The 17,741-nt window shown below is 62.7% G+C and carries 17 protein-coding genes, 1 tRNA gene and 1 riboswitch; of the genes, 4 read left to right on the top strand and 14 right to left on the bottom strand.

What is annotated here, in order from left to right:
* Window positions 1-144: 144 nt before the first annotated feature.
* From AC0L2H_RS07790 to AC0L2H_RS07780, 3 genes are all read right to left on the bottom strand, one after another.
* Window positions 145-945 (bottom strand): CbtA family protein, encoded by an 801-nt coding sequence (locus AC0L2H_RS07790; RefSeq protein WP_473589679.1) that lies wholly within the window; start codon window positions 943-945, stop codon window positions 145-147.
* A 15-nt stretch (window positions 946-960) separates the two neighbouring features.
* On the bottom strand, window positions 961-1,140 hold the full coding sequence (locus tag AC0L2H_RS07785; protein WP_097574839.1) for a CbtB domain-containing protein: 180 nt from the start codon (window positions 1,138-1,140) through the stop codon (window positions 961-963).
* A gap of 36 nt (window positions 1,141-1,176) precedes the next feature.
* Window positions 1,177-1,374, bottom strand: a riboswitch (cobalamin riboswitch).
* Window positions 1,375-1,439: 65 nt separating this feature from the next.
* A complete protein-coding gene (locus AC0L2H_RS07780; protein WP_473589678.1) occupies window positions 1,440-2,132 on the bottom strand; it encodes a gamma-glutamylcyclotransferase in 693 nt (230 codons plus the stop codon).
* A gap of 118 nt (window positions 2,133-2,250) precedes the next feature.
* On the opposite strand from AC0L2H_RS07780, the gene AC0L2H_RS07775 reads away from it, so the two are divergent.
* Window positions 2,251-3,432: an aromatic ring-hydroxylating oxygenase subunit alpha gene (locus AC0L2H_RS07775; protein WP_473589677.1), complete on the top strand. Its 1,182-nt coding sequence runs from the start codon at window positions 2,251-2,253 to the stop codon at window positions 3,430-3,432.
* 3 nt (window positions 3,433-3,435) lie between these two features.
* On the opposite strand, the gene AC0L2H_RS07770 is transcribed toward AC0L2H_RS07775, so the two are convergent.
* On the bottom strand, window positions 3,436-4,635 hold the full coding sequence (locus tag AC0L2H_RS07770; protein WP_473589676.1) for an MFS transporter: 1,200 nt from the start codon (window positions 4,633-4,635) through the stop codon (window positions 3,436-3,438).
* Between the two features lie 318 nt (window positions 4,636-4,953).
* Here AC0L2H_RS07770 and AC0L2H_RS07765 point away from each other — a divergent pair, with 318 nt between their 5' ends.
* Together AC0L2H_RS07765 and AC0L2H_RS07760 are read left to right on the top strand one after the other, a co-directional pair.
* Window positions 4,954-5,958, top strand: coding sequence for an acetyltransferase domain-containing protein (locus tag AC0L2H_RS07765; RefSeq protein WP_473589675.1), 1,005 nt, complete (start codon window positions 4,954-4,956; stop codon window positions 5,956-5,958).
* Window positions 5,955-6,446, top strand: a complete 492-nt coding sequence (locus AC0L2H_RS07760; protein WP_473589674.1) for a methyltransferase family protein — start codon at window positions 5,955-5,957, stop codon at window positions 6,444-6,446. Before AC0L2H_RS07765 ends, AC0L2H_RS07760 begins: the two co-directional genes overlap by 4 nt.
* Before the next feature lie 265 nt (window positions 6,447-6,711).
* On the opposite strand, the gene AC0L2H_RS07755 is transcribed toward AC0L2H_RS07760, so the two are convergent.
* From AC0L2H_RS07755 to AC0L2H_RS07740, 4 genes are all read right to left on the bottom strand, one after another.
* The gene (locus tag AC0L2H_RS07755) at window positions 6,712-7,098 is read right to left on the bottom strand and encodes a MerR family transcriptional regulator (protein ID WP_107650335.1); all 387 of its coding nucleotides are present in this window, start codon (window positions 7,096-7,098) and stop codon (window positions 6,712-6,714) included.
* A gap of 176 nt (window positions 7,099-7,274) precedes the next feature.
* Complete coding sequence (gene mgtE / locus AC0L2H_RS07750) at window positions 7,275-8,687, bottom strand: magnesium transporter (protein ID WP_473589673.1); 1,413 nt, start codon at window positions 8,685-8,687, stop codon at window positions 7,275-7,277.
* Window positions 8,688-8,932: 245 nt separating this feature from the next.
* Window positions 8,933-9,916: a phosphatase PAP2 family protein gene (locus tag AC0L2H_RS07745; RefSeq protein ID WP_473589672.1), complete on the bottom strand. Its 984-nt coding sequence runs from the start codon at window positions 9,914-9,916 to the stop codon at window positions 8,933-8,935.
* 286 nt (window positions 9,917-10,202) lie between these two features.
* Window positions 10,203-10,287 (bottom strand) — tRNA-Leu (locus tag AC0L2H_RS07740).
* A gap of 179 nt (window positions 10,288-10,466) precedes the next feature.
* Between AC0L2H_RS07740 and lipB the strand changes: the two genes are divergently transcribed.
* Entirely contained in the window at window positions 10,467-11,210 is a 744-nt protein-coding gene (gene lipB, locus AC0L2H_RS07735; protein WP_473589671.1) for a lipoyl(octanoyl) transferase LipB, read from the top strand.
* A 31-nt stretch (window positions 11,211-11,241) separates the two neighbouring features.
* On the opposite strand, the gene AC0L2H_RS07730 is transcribed toward lipB, so the two are convergent.
* The 6 genes from AC0L2H_RS07730 to mce form a co-directional block, all read right to left on the bottom strand.
* Complete coding sequence (locus AC0L2H_RS07730) at window positions 11,242-12,507, bottom strand: zinc metalloprotease (protein WP_473589670.1); 1,266 nt, start codon at window positions 12,505-12,507, stop codon at window positions 11,242-11,244.
* 561 nt (window positions 12,508-13,068) lie between these two features.
* A complete protein-coding gene (locus AC0L2H_RS07725; RefSeq protein WP_107650419.1) occupies window positions 13,069-13,752 on the bottom strand; it encodes an ABC transporter ATP-binding protein in 684 nt (227 codons plus the stop codon).
* Window positions 13,752-15,038 (bottom strand): lipoprotein-releasing ABC transporter permease subunit, encoded by a 1,287-nt coding sequence (locus AC0L2H_RS07720; protein ID WP_473589669.1) that lies wholly within the window; start codon window positions 15,036-15,038, stop codon window positions 13,752-13,754. The genes AC0L2H_RS07725 and AC0L2H_RS07720 overlap by 1 nt, the downstream gene beginning before the upstream one ends.
* Complete coding sequence (proS, locus tag AC0L2H_RS07715) at window positions 15,035-16,363, bottom strand: proline--tRNA ligase (RefSeq protein WP_473589668.1); 1,329 nt, start codon at window positions 16,361-16,363, stop codon at window positions 15,035-15,037. The genes AC0L2H_RS07720 and proS overlap by 4 nt, the downstream gene beginning before the upstream one ends.
* A 669-nt stretch (window positions 16,364-17,032) precedes the next feature.
* Window positions 17,033-17,317, bottom strand: a complete 285-nt coding sequence (locus tag AC0L2H_RS07710; RefSeq protein WP_473589667.1) for a DUF1467 family protein — start codon at window positions 17,315-17,317, stop codon at window positions 17,033-17,035.
* Window positions 17,314-17,718 carry a methylmalonyl-CoA epimerase gene (gene mce / locus AC0L2H_RS07705; protein WP_473589666.1) on the bottom strand — a complete coding sequence of 135 codons (405 nt, stop codon included), beginning with the start codon at window positions 17,716-17,718 and terminating at the stop codon, window positions 17,314-17,316. The genes AC0L2H_RS07710 and mce overlap by 4 nt, the downstream gene beginning before the upstream one ends.
* Window positions 17,719-17,741 lie beyond the last annotated feature (23 nt).

The following is a 17,741-nucleotide window of genomic DNA, read 5'->3' as shown; positions in this document are numbered from 1 at the left end:
GGTGGGGTGGCGCCTTTGGTGGCCACTCGGGGGGGGGGGGTGTTTATCCCCCCCCGGGGGCGGGGGCTGGCGCCCACCTTGGTTGGGGGGGGGGCGCTGTGGCGGGCGCGCCCGCCACCGATGATGAAGGTCAATCCTTTGCGATCAGGCAAAGCTGTCGCGCAGGCTGGTCGCCGTGCCGGTGAAACGGCCGCGCACCACGCCGACGACGGCGCCGAGCACCAGCCAGAACACCAGATTGGTGAGCGTCACCGCCACCACGAACTGGTGATGCAGGCCTTCCGGGATTGGCGTCTCGAAACTGTCGGGCTGCGGCGCGCCGACAATATGCGGCGCCACGATCAAGGCAACGGCCAGGATCGCCAGCGGCAGCGACTTGCGGAAGGCAAGCAGGCCGAGACCCGCGGCGGTTGCCACCGCCGTTGCCGTCCACCAGATCTGGCGCTGGGCAAGGTCGGCCGCAGGCATTGCCGGCAGTTCCGGCGGCAGGCCGAGGCCCGGCGCCAGTGTGAACACGGCAAAGCCGGCCATGCCCCAGAACACGCCCTGGCGCCAATTGCCGATACCGCCGGCGAATTCTGAAACCGCAACCAGGATCAGCGCGAAGCCGATGCCGGTGACGACATTGGCAACCACGTTGAAGGCGAAGCGCTCGAAGCCGTCAGCCGGTGCCCAGCCTTCGTCTTCCGCCGGTGCAGCCGCCTCGGCTGCTGCCGGCGCAGCGCTACTCATAGTATTTTCCGCCGGTGCGGCACTGCTCATGGCATTGGTGTCGGTGGCGGGTGCCGCGGCATGGTCGTGACTGTGGCCGCCACCGGCCTGTTCGTAGACTTCCGCCTTGAGGATCAGCGGCACGGTGGCATAGGCCTGCATGCAGGCGAGAACGACGCCGGCCACGAGCCCTGCGATCGCCGCGATGAACACGACGTTGCGAAACAGTGTCATGATGTCAGCCCCTCGTCAGTGGCAGGGAAACGCCATCGAATGGCGATAGTCGTGGGCGGCATTGTGGACGGCCTCGATATGCGAGAAGCCGACAAAGCCCATGACGAAAACGCCGAGCAGCGCGGCAAGCGCGAGCTGCATGAAGCGCGACTGCGAGGAGACGGAAGCGCCGAGAGAGACGGAAGCGGTATTCATATCTTGTCCTTTCGCCCTCCACCCGAGGGCATCGAAGTCAGTTCCCTGTCGCCGGCAGGTCTCCTGGCTCGCGGATCAGCGCCCTTCCCCACCTTCCCGAAGAAAAATCTTCAGTGGCATATGGAGAGGACTACCGCACACAGTTGCGGGGGCAGCCACGGCATTGGGCAAGAAAATTCACCCTCACCGCATTCCCTCTTGGTCCCTAGTGGAACCGACGACGCTGTGACTATAGGCAGAATCGTCGCGCCCGGCAAACCAAATTCCGCCCGTTACCAGCGTGAATGCGGCACGCGGTTTCAAGGCTTCGAGGCTTCGATCCGCTCGGCGACCAGCCGCTGCAGCCGCCACAGATGGCGATCGTGAATGCCGCGCTCTTCCAGGTTTTTCACCGTATTGTAGAGGTAGTCGGCGCCCGATCCCCAGTGCCCACAGGATGTGGCAAGCTTTTCGACCACCTCTTCTTCCGCGAGCGGTCCGGCATAGGTCGTTCCCTTGCGATTGATGACGAAGGCCAGCGCCTTGACCGGCCCACTGTCGCTTGCCAGCGAGAGCAGGCGCGGATGGTAGCTCGTCGGCTTCAGCGTCACCTCGCGCCGAAAAAGCTTGTCGAGCTGCGCGCGGCGACCACCATCGCTCAGCCGAAAGGCAACACCCTTGCATTGTCCGCCACGGTCGAGAGCCATCATCAGGCCGGGGTTGTCCTTGGTGCCACGCCAGCGCGTCATGCGCATGCAGAACGACCGGTGCCAGCCTTGCGCCACCGCGACCCGTTCCTCGACATGCTCGATTTCAGGCTTCCAGATCAGCGAGCCATAACCGAACAGCCACAGCGGTTCGCTTGCAGGCAGTTCTGCCTCGAACGCGTCCAGCATCGCATTATAGTCGCTGTCGTCGAGATGCATTGCGTCCGGGTCGGGTCCGCTATCCTCGACGGTGCGAAAACAGCGCGCCACCAGTTCGGGTGTGAGTGACATCTGCCGTGCGGTCATGTCCCCATCCTATTGCTCCCGGCATGATTAGGCATCGCGACCGAAGCCGGCAATGCCGTCGCCCCAATTGACAAACGATTTGCCGGGGTGTCGGCTGGCGCATCACAGGAGGCCGGTCATGCAACCCAATCCGAGCGAGCGCGATCCCTATAATGGCCTGACCCGGGCCGAGCCGACGCTGCCCTCATCGGCCTATTGGGATGCCGAGGCCTATCAGCGCGATCTCGACGCCATCTGGTACAAAAGCTGGCTTCTTGTCTGTCGCGAGACCGATCTTGCCCAGCCGCTGGCCTTCAGGACATTCAGGGTCGGCACGCAGGAGATCGTCGTGCTGCGCGACGAGACCGGCGCGTTGCGCGCCTTTCACAACACCTGCCGGCATCGCGGCTCGCAGCTCTGCCAGGAGAGCGAGGGGCGGCTGAAGGCACGGCTCATCACCTGTCCCTATCACGCCTGGTCCTATTCGCTGCGCGGCGATCTCGTGCGCGTGCCGTCGAAGTCTCTGCCGGAAGGTTTCGACAAGGCCGAGCACCCACTCTACCGCGTCGCGCTGTCGGTGTGGCGCGGCTTCGTCTTCGTCAATCTCGCCGAGGATGCCGGCGGTTCGGCTGAAACCGCCTTCGATCCCGCATCCGGCGATCTCGGCAACTGGCCGCTGGAAGCGCTGGTGACCGGCCATGTGCTGCGCAAGGTGATGAACTGCAACTGGAAGATCTTCTGGGAGAACTTCAACGAATGCCTGCACTGCCCGGGCGTGCACAAGGATCTGTCGCGGCTGGTGCCGATCTATGGCCGCGGCCTGATGGGGCGGCATGACGATCCCGAATGGGCCCGCCATGCCGACAATGACGCGCCGGAGTTTTCCGGTGGCCTCAGGGCCGGAGCCGAGACCTGGTCGCGCGACGGTCATGTCCATGGCCCGGTCTTTGCCGATCTGACCCCGGCGGAGCGCGCCGCCGGCCAGACCTACGCCACCAGCCTGCCATCGATGTTCATCGTCGGTCACGTCGACTATGTCAGGACAGTCCGCCTGGTGCCGCTCGGTCCCGAACAGACCGAACTCACCGCGGAATGGCTTTTTTCGCCCGAAGCGGTCGAAGCGCCTTCGGCCGACATCGACAACATCGTCGCATTCGGCAGGCAAGTGCTGGAAGAGGACGCCGCGATCTGCGAGGTCAATCAGAAAGGCCTGCGCTCGATGCGTCACAAGGCCGGCGTGCTGATGCCCGAGGAATATGATTTGCATCGCTTCCACAATTGGGTGCGCGAGCGGCATTCCGCGCTTGTATCCAAACCATAAGCGTCAGAGCGATTTGGGCAGATAGCGCCAGGTAACGAAGCCGCAAACCGCCGCTAGCAGTCCGAGCGTGGCGAAGACCGAGCCCAACCCGAAAAACGCCAGCACAACCGAATAGACCAGTGGCGGTGTCAGCTCGGAACAGTCGAGATAGGTGCGATAGACCGCCGCCATCTGCGCCCTTTCGTAGAACCGCACCGAGCGCATGAAGGCGGTCGAGCCCAGCGCGTCGAGAGCGATGGCGAAGAATGCGCCGCACAGCAGCAAGGCGCCGGTAAGAAACGGCACGGATTCGCCGACGGCGCCCGCCGCCAGCAGCATGGCCGACATGGCGAAATAGGCCGATGTCATGGTTCGCCGGCCGCCAAAACGCTGTCCCACCCTGCCCCAGAAGATGGCCGTGAACAGCAGCGCATTGCCCGCCGAGACCAGCAGGCCGCCGGCGAGTTCCCCCTCCCCGGTGATCACCATGAACAGCGGCCCGTAGACGAAGAACGTCGTCCAGAAGCAGGAGCGGCCGAAGGCGATCAGCCAGGCCAGCCTGAGACGTGGCTGGGCGACGAAACGGCCGATATTGGCCAGCGGATTGGCCGGCCGCGTCTTGCCCGGACGGATCGACTGGTTGTCGCCGAGCCGGTAGGTCCAGAACAGCGCCAGCAGGGCCATGGCGAAGACGGCGACCGCGCCATGCGCGGCATAGATGCCGAAACGCGTGTAGAGGAAGATGCCGAGTGTCGGCCCGCTGGTCCAGGCGAGCATCGACCATGCCATGCGCAGCGATTCGGCCTGCATGAAATCGGTCTTGCGGATATGGTCCATGATGTAGAGGCTGAGCGTGATCGACAGCGCGCTGGCGCCCATGACGCGGCAAAGCATGCCCGCCAATTGCCCGGCAAGCGTGTGCGTGACGAAGAACAGCGAGCCGACGGCAAGCAGGCAGGCGCCTGCGGTGTAGACCCAGCGCCGGGCAAAGCGCCGGATCAGCATCGGCATGAACAGCGTCACCGAAAGGCCTAGCAGCGCCACGACGGTGTAGAGGATCGAGACGATCTGTTCGTTGCGAAGGATTTCGTAGGCCTGGATCGGGATGACGCTCGACACGGTGGCGCGCGCGAAGGATTCGACCGCATAGAGCGAGGCGAAGGTGCGTGCATCCGCCGGTCGCAAGGCCGGAAGCCCTATCGGATGGCGAACATGGGTGGCCATTGCTGTCCCCGAAGCAGAATCGCCCAAAGCAGAACGCGGGCCCAAATCTGCCGTGCTAATTCCTGGCCCGGTAACAGGAAACCGACGCGTTCACGGCAAAAGCGAAGCTGGTCAAAGGCTTTCCGGCGCTGGCCTAACGCAGTGGCCTGAAAATCGGAATCGCTTTCGAAAAGCACGAAGTGGGCGCACGTCGCTCTGACGCTGGCCTTGACGCGGCGCCGGCACGAACGAGCACCGAGGGCATGCATTGGTCCGCCTTCTGTTGTCCGGCCCAACCGTGATAGTCGTCTTGCGGGGCTGAATCAGAATTGCGAGACCATGAGCATTCCCACGTCGACCGCCACCGTTCAGGATTCGCCGAAGCCGAAGCGCATCGTCGCCATCGACATCGCGCGCGGCATCGCATTGCTTGCCATGGCGAGCTACCACTTCACCTGGGATCTCGAATTCTTCGGCTATACCGATCCCGGCCTGACCGCCTTTGGCTGGTGGAAATTCTACGCGCGCTGCATCGCCTCGACCTTCCTGTTCCTGGTCGGCGTCAGCCTGTTCCTCGCCCATGGCAGAAAAATCCGCTGGAACGGCTTCTGGAAGCGTTTTGCCATGGTTGCCGTGGCTGCCCTGGCCATATCGGTCGTCACAAGGATCGCCACGCCGGACGGCTTCGTCTTCTTCGGCATATTGCACGAGATCGCACTGGCCAGCCTGCTCGGCCTGGCGTTCCTGCGGCTGCCGGCGCTGCTGACGGTTGTGGTCGCAGGCCTCGTCATCGCCGCACCCTTCTATCTCAGGTCCGAAATCTTCGACCATCCGGCCCTGTGGTGGGTCGGCCTGTCGGCGTCCAATCCGCGCTCCAACGACTATGTGCCGCTGTTTCCATGGTTCGGCGCCGTGCTGCTGGGCATCGCGGCGGCGAGACTCGGCTCCGCCTCCGGCGTGCTGACACGGCTGGCGCACCTCGCCCCCGGCCGCTGGTCAAATCCACTGGTGTTCATCGGCCGGCACAGCCTCGCCTTCTACCTGATCCACCAGCCGCTGCTGATCGGCTCGGTCTGGCTGTTTTCGCAAATCATGCCGGCACAGGTCGAAACCAGGGAAGTGACCTTCCTGAAATCCTGCCAGGCATCGTGCGAGCAACAGCGCGACACGGAGTTCTGCTCGAACTATTGTGTGTGCATGCTCGACACGCTCGAGGGCGAGGCCACGCTTGATCGGCTCTACAACAACGATCAGTCTCCTGAATGGAAGGCGCATATCGGCGAACTCGCCGGCGCCTGCACCGCCAAGACCGAGAGCACGTTGATGGAGGGAGGCCAACAATGACCGCCAATCAGCCGAAAACAGGGCTGCCGAAGCCTGGGCACATACCATGGCCGCCGCTGATCTATCTCGCGGCGATCGCCATCAGCGTCGCGCTCGGCCTGTTCTACCCGCTGCCATGGATCGGCGGCCTTCTCGGCGACATCCTGTTCGCCGCCGGCCTTGTGGCGTTGCTCGGCGTCGTCGCACTCTGGTTCACCGCGATCCGCGCCATGATCCGGGCGAAGACAACGCTCAACCCCAATGGCGTGCCGGAGCATCTGATCACGTCAGGCCCCTTCGCCATCAGCCGCAACCCGATCTATCTGGCCAACACGCTGCTCATGATCGGCATCGCCTTCATATCGGGCGTCGCCTGGTTCCTGGCAATCGCATTCATCGCTGCCTTCGCGACGCAGAAGGTCGTGATCGAAGGCGAGGAAAAGATACTGGCGGCGAAATTCGGCAAGAAGTACCGGGATTATGCAAAAAGGGTCAGGCGCTGGATTTGATGGCGGCTGCTGGTTTCCACTGCGCAGAGTTTTTGGCAGATCGCGTACTTCGGCGACTAGCCGAAACGCCCGTCTCGTCGTCATCCACGGGCGGAGCAAGGAGCGCAGCGACGCAGCGCAGACCCGAGGATCCATGCCGCGACTTCTAAGCGCTGCTACGCTCCAGAACTCTGCACCGCTGCACTCCACGGCTGAGGCAACGGCATGGATCCCAGGGTCTCCACAACGGAGCTTCGCTCCTGCTTCGCCCTAGGATGACGAAGGTTCAGGTGTTGACACCCAGCTCCACCAGCCGCTCGACGCAGGATTCCTCGGCCTGGTCCAGTTCGGCCAGCGTCTCTTCGAGGTCGCGGCGCTTCTGCCTGAGATCCTCGCGCTTTTCCTCGATGCGCTTGATCATCAGCTTGAGCTGGCCGACCTCGCCGGGCGGCTCCTTGTACATCTGGATGATTTCGCGGATCTCGTTGATCGAGAAGCCGAGCCTTTTGCCGCGCATGATCTGGCGGATGAGATGCCGGTCGGACGGGCGAAACAACCGGGTGCGGCCACGCCTTATCGGCTGCACCAGCCCTTCATCCTCATAGAAGCGCAAGGTCCGCGTCGACACGTCGAATTCGCGTGTCAGTTCAGTGATAGAATAATATTCCCGCATCGTCGCTCCAAATGCCCGGATACGGCGCGCATGCCTATGATGCGACTTCGCCCTCCAGCCCCTGTACCCGCCTGCCGGAATCGGCGGGCGGCCCCATTCGCCGACCCTCGCATGGCATTTACGTAAAAGTCAATTGAGGTGGTATGTACCACTGCCGCGGCGCAAGACGTCCTGCATCAAGGCACTCCGAACCACCATGTGGCGAGGCCGAGAAAGGCAAAGAAACCGACGACGTCGGTGACGGTGGTCACGAAGACGGCGGAAGCCACCGCCGGATCGACCTTGAAGCGGTCGAGCAGCAGCGGGATCAGGATGCCGGCCAATGCCGCAACGAACATGTTGATGACCATTGCCGCCGCGATGATGCCACCCAGATTCGGATCCCGGAACCAGGCAGCCGCGACGATGCCGATCAGGATGGCGAATAGGATACCGTTGATGAAGCCCACCCCCATCTCGCGGCGGATGATGCGGCCGGCATTGTAGATATCGAGATCCTTCGTCGCCAGAGCCCGCACCGTGACGGTCATGGTCTGCGAACCGGCATTGCCGCCCATGCCGGCCACGATCGGCATCAGCACCGCCAGCGCCACGATATGCTCGATCGTGCGATCGAACAGGCCGATCACCGACGCCGCCAGGAAGGCCGTCAGAAGATTGACCAGCAGCCACGGAACACGCGAACGCGAGGTCGACAAGATGCTGTCGGAGAGTTCCTCGTCGCCGACGCCGCCCATGCGCAACAGATCCTCCTCGGCTTCCTGCTGGATGACGTCAACCACATCGTCGATGGTCAGCACGCCGACCAGCCGCTCGTTCTCGTCGACGACGGCGGCGGAGAGAAGGTCGTATTGTTCGAATTCGCGCGCGGCCTCTTCCTGGTCCATGGTCGCCGGAATGGCATGCCGCGTCTCATGCATGACCTCTTCGACCTTGACCGAGCGCTTGGTACGCAGGATCTGGTCGAGATCGATGGCGCCAAGCAGCTTGAAGCTCGGATCGATGACGAAAATCTGGCTGAAACGGTCGGGAAGGTTGTTGTCCTCGCGCATGTAGTCGATGGTCTGGCCGATGGTCCAGAATGGCGGCACCGCGACAAACTCCGTCTGCATGCGCCGGCCCGCGGTCTCTTCGGGATAATCGAGCGAGCGGCGCAGCCTGATCCGCTCGGTGAACGGCAGTTGCGACAGGATCTCGTCCTGGTCTTCCTTCTCGAGGTCTTCGAGGATGTAGACGGCGTCGTCGGAATCGAGTTCCTGCACCGCCTGGGCGATCTGCGCATTGGGCAGATTGTCGACGATCTCCATGCGGATCGCTTCGTCGACCTCGGTCAGCGCCGAGAAGTCGAAGTCGGCGCCCAGGAGTTCGACCAGCGCGCGGCGCTGTTCGGGGTGGAGCGTTTCGAGCAAGTGGCCGAGTTCCGACTGGTGCAGGTCGTCGACTTCGCGCTTCAGCGTCAGCGTGTCGCGATCGGCGATCGCCGCACCGATCTGGGCAAGGAACGACGACAGAATGACGCCGTCCTCGCCATAGATATCGGCGTGGCCGTCCTCAGCGGCTCTGGTGTCTTGTTCGTCCTGGCCTTCCACCAGCGCCTCCCGCCATCGGATTTCCGGAAAAGGTGCCAGTCAGGTCTAACGCGCAACACACGGGAATATCAAACGAAATACGCCCCTCCTCCAATGGGCGAAGAATGTCCTGTCGGTGCAGCGACAATCAACGATCGAACCGGCGCAACCGATCTGGCTGCGCCGGTCGACCATAATGGAAGGTCGACCATAATGGAAAAAAATCCGGCGTATCGAAATCGGGACTGAAACCCGTGGGCGTTCCTTTACTGTTCGCGCACGAGACGTCCGGTCACCCACCAGATCATCGACACCGCAATAATAGAGGCGTAGCCGTCAACAGCATAGTGCCATCCGGTATAGACCGACCCGTAAAGGATCATGGCCGCGAATGCCCAACCGAGGATGCCCAGCCAGCGGTTCAAGGATGAAAGCAGAAAGGCGTTCAATGTAGCAAAGGCAACGTGCACGCTCGGCATTGCGGAGATGCCGCCGCCAAGGTCGGACCGGCCGGTCTGGTAAAGCGTCAGAAGATATGCAGACGGCTCGCGCACCATATGGCCGTAGTCGAGACTGTCGATGGCGGTCTTGAGTCCGTGAAAACGATCCACGCCAACAAACTGGTAGTAGAAAACCGGCCCGACCGATGCCAGCGCCAAGGCCATGATGGTGCCGACGACGCATAGTGTCAGCGTTGCCGCCCAAAGGTATCGCACGGAGGCAATCCTGTCCGACCAGAGAGACACGAAAAGCATAATGCCGAACCATTGGAAAAACCAAATGACCTCATAGCTGTTCAAGACCACGACCGACCACGCGTTGCTGTCGAACCTGTGCGCCAGTTCCCAAGGCGCCCTGCCGTGCAACCATTCATCCAGATCGGCCAACCAGTCGTCCGCATAGTAAGGGACAACGGACGGGATGGCGATCTTGTAGGTATTGAACGCGGTCAGGATGGCGAAGAAGAAGAGAAGCACCAGCAAGCAGCGACGCCAGCGCACTCGAACAAAGTCTACGGCATAAAGAATTGGCTCTCCTCTGCCATGGACGAGTGCGGCGGAGCAGACCCCGACGACAAACAAAATCGGAATACCGAAAGCGAACTTGTCGGCGTAGATCAAGCTTAGATTGATGAAAGATTTCGAACTTAACTCATAGGCGGCTATTACATATACCGCCACCAGAAATGAAAGGCGCAGTGACCATTTTGTGGATGGACTATATTTCGCCACATCGGAAATCAGGGACACGCCAAATTACCTCGGAAGCCGCCGCGCAGGATTTCTGTATGTGATAGCGAGGCAAGCTTACCGTGGGGTTACTTCAGCGCCTGCACGAAGCTTGGCTCGCGGCCCAACGCGCAACATCGGCGTGCCCCGGCGGCATGGGTGCTCGGCCTTCGCCCGCCCGGCCAAACCCTTCTTCAAGGAGGGCACATTATCCAGGGTCACGGTGGCAAGACGGCTCGCACGGCACTCGCGTCTGACGAACGTCAATCTGTTCGGCAGCAAAGATCCGTGGACTTGCTTCGGAAAATGGTGCGGTCGAGAAGACTCGAACTTCCACGGGTTGCCCCACAGCGACCTCAACGCTGCGCGTCTACCAATTCCGCCACGACCGCACGTGGTAGGAGCCGGAACGAACCGGCTCGCGGCGTGTAGCAAATCGTTTCCGGCGAAACAAGGGCGCGTCGCGCAATAATCGACGGGGAATTGGCATAACCCGCCAAAGGTTGAAATGCGCCCGGAACTGGACGTTTTGCTCGATTGCCGCCATATGAGGAACAACAAGAGACACGCTATGACACAACGCAGCCAGATCGCCACGTCATTCCTGCCTTTGCCCGGCTCGGCGCCGGTCGAATGGCGGATCGAACCCGGCCTTACCGCCTATCCCGACGCGCTCGCCGTCATGGAGGCGCGTGCTGAAGCGATCCGAAGCGGTGCTGCCGGCGAGATGGTCTGGCTGGTCGAGCATCCGCCGCTCTACACGGCCGGCACCAGCGCCCACGTCGAGGATTTGATCGAGCCGGATCGTTTCCCGGTCTTCGCGGCCGGGCGTGGCGGCGAATACACCTATCACGGGCCGGGCCAACGGGTCGCCTATGTCATGCTCGACCTCAAGCGCCGGCGCGAGGATGTCCGCGCCTTCGTTGCGGCGCTCGAACAATGGATCATCGGCACGCTCGCTGCCTTCAACGTGCGTGGCGAACGCCGCGAGGACCGCGTAGGCGTCTGGGTGGTGCGGCCGGATCGCCCCGCTCTATCGGACGGCTCGCCCGCCGAAGACAAGATCGCCGCCATCGGCATCAGGCTGCGGCGCTGGGTGAGCTTTCACGGCATCGCCATCAATGTCGAGCCGGATCTCGGCCATTTCAGCGGTATCGTTCCCTGCGGCGTTGCGGATCACGGCGTTACCAGCCTTGTCGATCTCGGCCTTCCCCTAACAATGGCCGATCTCGATCTCGCATTGAAATCGGCCTTCGAGGACGTCTTCGGCCCGGCCGCGCCTTTGCCGGTCGAGGCGGCCCGCAAGGCCGGCTGAATATACTTTGCTGGATTGGGTATTTTGAGATTCAGGTCAGGCCCCAACCGAGGAGCCGGTCGGATGCCCAGAGAACCCCATAGCCATGGATGGCGAACACTGCCAGCAGCGCGCCGGCCATGGCAAAGCGATCGAAGGTGCGGATAGGCTTCAGCTCATGGCGCGGCTTCACCGCGCTGCCCATCGTCATCAGGCTGAGGATGGCAAAGACCGCCCCCGCCACCAACAGGAAGCCATGTGAAAAGCCGGCCCGCCAGCCGAGCGTCAGGAAGGCGGAAAGCAGGACAAACGAAGCCAGCGCCAGAGCGATCGGACCGGGGCAGATCTGACGCAGCACCTGGCCGCCATCGAACTTCCACACCGGCACCAGATTGGCGATATTGAACAGCGCGGCGCAGCCGGCGAGCGTCGCCAGCAACGCCGCGGCGAGCCGGTGTCCTTCCCCGCTGGCAAGCGCGCTGGCAGCGATCAGCGGCGGCACCAGGAAAGCCGAGAAACCGGCGCCCATCAGCGCCACGAAAGCCACCTCGAAACGGCTGTCATACGGCCGCCCGCCTATGGCAATGCCGCCAAGCAGCGGGATGAAGATCATCCGCACCTTGCGATGGCCCATCAGCCGGAACGCTGCCATGTGCCCGAGTTCGTGCAGGGCCACCACCGATGTCAGGATCGCGGCCAGCGCCAGGCCGCCAAGGTTCAGCCCGAAGAACGGCCACAGGATGAATGCCGAGAGCACGGCGAGGCCGATCTGGCTGAGGGGATGCTCGAACCAGCCGCCTTTACGATAGCGGCCGGTCCTGACCCATGCATCCAGCTTGCCGAGTTCACGGCGCATGGCGAAATAGCGAAAGATAGGAAAGGCGATGCCGCGATAGCGATCGGTCTGGCTGAGGATCACCCGCGTGAACTTGCCTTCGGGCATGAGCTCCGTGGTGGTGCGATAGTCCGCCCAGAAGGAGGCGTCGAGCGACGTGTCGTCGACGACACGCATGGAAAAGCGGCTCTCTTCAAAAACATCCTCAAGCAGAACCTTGCGCTCGATCGGCTGGCCGTCCCGTCCTTCCCAGGACAGAACGATCCGGGCCGCGCCCTGATCGTCCAGCGCCTCGGCGGAAAGGATCTCGCCCGACCAGCCGGCATCGCTTCCAAGCGGCCAAAGCGCCTGCCACAGCCGCCGCCGGTCCGCCGCCACCAGCCGGCTGAACCTGACTGTGCGCAAACCGAGCGGCGCGGTCAGCAGCAGAAAGATCAATCCGAGATTGCAGGCAACGAGAATGGCTGTGACGATGGGCGACACGTGACGCTACTCCCCTGTCTTCAGGGAACCCTATCGTCGGGGCGGCAAGAAAGGCTTAACGTGGCGACGGTTCACGGCCGCCGAAAGAGGCAGCGCGGAGCGCCGCCTTCTCACATGGCTCCGATCCAGATCGCCATGGAAATGAGAAACGTGCTCATGCACACCAGTGAAACGACATCCTGAACAAGATCGGCCATAACTCTCTCCTGTTTTTGATATGTTCATATTTTGTTCTAATTTTGTTCGAATGTCAACGACACGATCGGGACACACCGCGAAATTTCGGCCGATCAATTCGGCAGGGTTAAGGAAAGGTTGACGCGGCGAATGCCAACTATCAAGCGCCGGCCAGGGCACGTCGAGACTCAGGTCAGGTCGAGTCGAGAATGGTGGATTCCGAGAACCGGCCTACGCCGGCCGTAGCCTTCATAGGACGGAGCCGCATATGAGGGCTTCGGCCGGCGAAGGCCGGAGCGGAGCGTACTTTTGGGTACGTGAGCACCGGAAGCGCAGGAAGCCGCCTTTCGCAGGCCGGCCTCACCTGAGTATCGCCGTGCCCTACTAAAGGGGGACCACTTTGCCGTCGGCCAGCGTCACCCGGCGGTCCATGCGCGAGGCCAGCTCGTGATTGTGGGTGGCGATCAGCGCCGCCAGGCCCGATTGCTTGACCAGCGCCTGTAGCGCTTCGAACACGTAGGAAGCGGTGACCGGGTCGAGATTGCCGGTCGGCTCGTCGGCAAGCAGCACCAAGGGTGCGTTGGCGACGGCGCGCGCAATGGCGACGCGCTGCTGCTCGCCGCCGGAGAGTTCCGACGGGCGATGCTGCGCCCGCTTGCCGATCTGCATGTAGTCGAGCAGTTGCGCCGCCCGCTCGGCCGCCTCCTTGGGCGCCAGCCCCTTGATGAGCTGCGGCATCATGATGTTTTCCAGCGCCGAGAATTCCGGCAGCAGATGATGGAACTGATAGACGAAACCGACATCGTTGCGGCGGATCGCCGTGCGCTCGTCATCGGAAAGTCGCCCGCAGGCGCGTCCAGCCAGGATCACGTCGCCGGCGTCCGGCCGTTCCAGCAAGCCAGCTGTGTGCAGCAGCGTCGATTTGCCGGTGCCGGAAGGCGCCACCAGCGCCACGATCTCGCCGCGCCTCAGTGAAAAATCGGCGCCGTTGAGAATGGTCAGCTTGCGCGGCCCCTGGACATAGTGCCGCTCGACGCCCTTCAGCTCGATAATGGTGGCCTCGGCCATCATTCGTACCTCAGCGCTTCGACCGGATCGAGCCTGGCCGCGCGCCATGCCGGAAACAGCGTCGCCAGGAACGACAGCGCCAGCGCCATCAGCACCACCGAGATCGTCTCGCTGGCGTCCATGCGGGCCGGCAGCTGGCTGAGGAAATAGAGCTCGGGGTTGAACAGCCGTTCATTGGCCAGCCAGGAGAAGAACTGGCGGATGCGCTCGACGTTGAGGCAGATGACAATGCCCAGCAGCACGCCGGCGATGGTGCCCACCACGCCGATCGCCGCACCCGTCATCAGGAAGATGCGCAGGATGGCGCCGCGCGTGGCGCCCATGGTGCGCAGGATGGCGATGTCATGGCCCTTGTCCTTCACCAGCATGATCAGGCCCGAAATGATGTTGAGCGCCGCCACCAGCACGATCAGCGTCAGGATCATGAACATGACATTGCGCTCCACCTGCAGCGCGTCGAAGAAAGTCTTGTTGCGCTCCCGCCAGTCGACGAGATTGACCGGGCGCTGGGCGGCCTCCTCGACCTTCGGTTTCAGCGCGTCGACATTGTCGGGGTTGTCGACATAGACCTCGATCGTCTGGGCGCGGCCGTCCAGGTTGAAATAGAGCTGCGCTTCCGAAAACGGCATGTAGACGATGGAACTGTCATACTCCGACATGCCGACCTCGAAGATCGCGGTGATCGGATAGCCCTTCATGCGCGGCGTCGTGCCGAGCGGCGTGACATCCCCGTCGGGCGAGATCAGGGTGATGGTGTCGCCGAGCGCAAGGCCGAGATTCTCGGCCATGCGGCTGCCGATGGCGACGCCCTCGCTTGTGTCGAAGCCGGCGATCGAGCCCTGCTTGATGTTGTTGGCGACGATCGAGATCTTGCCCAGATCCTCGCCGCGTATGCCGCGCACCAGCGCGCCGGTGCCGCCGCCGATATTGCCTTGCGCCAGCACCTGTCCGTCGATCAGCGGAATTGCGTATTTGACGCCGGACACGCCGTTGATGCGGCTGGCGACCTGCGCATAGTCCTCCAGCGGCATGTCCAGCGGCTGCACGATCAGATGGCCGTTGACGCCGAGGATGCGCGTCAACAGTTCGGCGCGGAACCCGTTCATGACGGCCATGACGACGATCAGCGTGGCGACGCCCAGCATGATGCCGAGAAAGGAGATCGAGGCGATGACCGAGATCACCGTCTCCTTGCGGCGCGAGCGCAGGTAGCGCCACGCCACCATGCGCTCGAAAACGGAAAACGGCCCGGCGGCCAAGGGTTTTCCTGCTGCCGCCTCGCTCATGCGGCGGCACCGAAACGCTTTTTCACATCCGCGATCGGCAGCGTCTCGCGCGTGCCGGTCTTGCGGTTCTTGACCTCGACCTCGCCGGCGGCAACGCCCCGCGGCCCGACGATCACCTGCCACGGCAGGCCGATCAGGTCGGCGGTGGCGAACTTGCCGCCGGGTCGCTGGTCGGTGTCGTCGTAGAGCACGTCCTTGCCGCCGGCGGTCAGCGCCGCATAAAGCTCGCCGCTGACGCGGTCGCATTCGGCGTCGCCAACCTTCATGTTGATCAGGCCGACATCGAACGGCGCCACCGCTTCCGGCCAGATGATGCCGTTGTCGTCATGGCTAGCTTCGATGATGGCCGCGACCAGCCGCGACGGCCCGATACCGTAGGAGCCCCCGGAGACGAAGTGGTCCTTGCCGTCGGGCCCGGTCACCTTCGCGCCCATCGGCTTGGAATATTTATCGCCGAAATGGAAGATATGGCCGACCTCGATGCCGCGCGCCGAGACGCGGGCGCCCTCGGCAAGCTTGTCCCAGGCCGCCTCGTCATGCATTTCATCGGTGGCGGCGTAGGGCGTCGTCCATGTCTTGACGATCTCGGCAATCTCGGAATCGTTTGAAAAGTCAGTATTCGCCCCCGGCACATCCAGCGAAAGATAGTCGCGATCGCAGAAAACCTGGCTCTCGCCGGTGTCGGCCAGGATGATGAATTCGTGGCTGAGGTCGCCGCCGATCGGCCCGGTGTCGGCGCGCATCGGAATGGCCTGCAGGCCCATGCGCGTGAAGGTCCTGAGATAGGACACGAACATCCTGTTGTAGGCGGCCTTGGCGCCTTCATAGTCGAGATCGAAGGAATAGGCGTCCTTCATCAGGAACTCGCGAGAGCGCATGACACCGAATCGCGGCCGCACCTCGTCGCGGAATTTCCACTGGATATGATAGAGGTTGATCGGCAGATCCTTGTAGGACCTGACATGGGAGCGGAAAATCTCCGTGACCACTTCCTCATTGGTCGGACCGTAGAGCATGTCGCGCTCCTGCCGGTCCTTTATGCGCAGCATCTCCTTGCCATAGTCCTCATAGCGACCGCTTTCGCGCCACAGCTCGGCCGACTGGATGGTCGGCATCAGGATTTCGAGTGCGCCGGCGCGGTCCTGCTCCTCGCGAATGATCCGGCAGACCTTGTCCAGCACGCGCTTGCCGAGCGGCAGCCAGGAAAAGCTGCCTTGTCCCTGTTGGTGGATCATGCCGGCGCGCAGCATCAGCCGATGCGAGACGATCTCGGCCTCGCGCGGATTTTCTTTGAGAATGGGCAGGAAATAGCGCGACAAACGCATGGACTGATCCGTGAGAGAGGATTGCCGCATCGGAATCGGCGCGGCGCTGGCTTGCTTGCCCCGGCTTCATAGCCATTTCATGGCGGAATGGAAACCCGGGCCATGGCGTCGAAATGGCGCTGCAGCGGATGCGGCAATGCCCCACAAAGCCTTGCTGGTCGTTTCGCAAGCAACGCCTGCCACACTATTGTGCAGTGCAGCACGAGATTGCCTGTTTCGAGGCAAAATTCCGCGTGACAATTTCACCTGCCTTAGGCTAGTGTGCCCCGATAACCGAGAGGGCGGAGAATAATCTGCTCTCCTACGCGGTCAAAGTCTTGGGAGGATGCGATCTAGGCGCGGTTACTCGCTGCCGCCGGATACCGGAAACAGATCGGACGCGTTTAAATTGCAAGGCCTCGCGCCTTGCATTTTTTTTGTGCAATCATCTGTTTAGCACGGCGTATTGCCAAGCCGCTTCATTCCAAGCGCGCCGCCCAAACCTTGCTCACGTGCTGACCCAAGGATACCCGGCTAACGTGCATAAAACAAGAAGTTGACGCGCGTAATATGAATCCTTTGGGCACGACGCGCCCTCGCGGCAGCACGACAAATCCAGAAGCCGGCTTTGTTTTCTGGCACCGATCGGCGCTCGCCTTCGGGGCCGCCGAAAGAGCCTTGCCGGCTACGCTAATGCTTGGGCGTCTGGTTAAAATCCGGCACGATGTGCGGGATGTCGTCGATACCGAGACCCAGCCCTCTGGTGATGCCGTAGAAGATGCCGATGAGCACCAGCGTGGCGATGGTCGTACGCAGCGCGGCGCGCAGCATATGCGGCCCGCGCGGCGCGCTCGGAACCGTGCCCAGCGTCACGTCCTCGTCTTCATCCTGCGTCCGCATACTGAACGGCAGGACGGCGAACAGCACCACCCACCAGGTGGCGAAGAACAGCGCGATGAACGAAACCCAGCTCATGCTTGCTCCAGTTCGACCAGCGTGCCGAAGAAATCCTTGGGATGCAGGAACAGCACCGGCTTGCCATGCGCGCCGGTCCTGGGGTTGCCGTCGCCCAAAACACGCGCGCCGCTGGCCTGGAGACGGTCCCGCGCGGCCAGGATGTCGTCGACCTCGTAGCAGACATGATGCATGCCGCCCGAGGGGTTTTTCTCAAGGAAAGCCGCGATCGGTGACCCCGCGCCCAGCGGCTCGAGCAATTCGATCTTGGTGTTGCCGGCATCGACGAACACCACGGTCACGCCGTGCTCGGGCAGCGCCTGCGGCGCCGTCACCCGAGCGCCGAGCGTATCGCGATAGGCGGCAGTCGCCGCGGCCAGATCCGGCACGGCAAGCGCGACGTGGTTCAGGCGTCCGAGCATAGGTTGCTCCCGGGTTAGGGGAG

This window comes from Mesorhizobium sp. WSM4871, assembly GCF_055811295.1.
This window is presented reverse-complemented; position numbering and strand designations above follow the sequence as displayed.